The sequence below is a fragment of the Photobacterium sp. R1 genome, from assembly GCF_054600795.1.
Genome location: NZ_BAAHZP010000788.1, coordinates 1 through 250, shown reverse-complemented (window position 1 = coordinate 250; position 250 = coordinate 1). Strand labels below are relative to the sequence as shown.

Below are 250 nucleotides of genomic sequence, written 5' to 3'. Positions count from 1 at the left end.
ACGGGGACAGATGCTGTCCAGGAATTCATCATAGTGCCTGAGTCTGATACCAATCCAGGGCAGAGGTTTGTGCCAGCCCTGAGTGCTGACAGACGCGCGTCCTATATCCGCGATATTCTGCCATCGGGTCAGCCAGCCGCCGTGCTGACTGTGGTACTGAAGATGCATGAAAGTGAGGGTGAACGTAATGGGCGATTGCCGGTTGAGTTTAATCCCTATGAGTAACAGGGTCGTCATGGCTAGCAGCAAC

At 54.0% G+C, this 250-nt stretch carries 1 protein-coding gene; it reads right to left on the bottom strand.

Going from position 1 to position 250, the window contains the following annotated elements; translation table 11 throughout:
* Positions 1-250 (bottom strand): DUF2982 domain-containing protein (locus tag ACYP03_RS27230; RefSeq protein WP_459782835.1); only part of this gene is annotated, 250 nt, incomplete at both ends.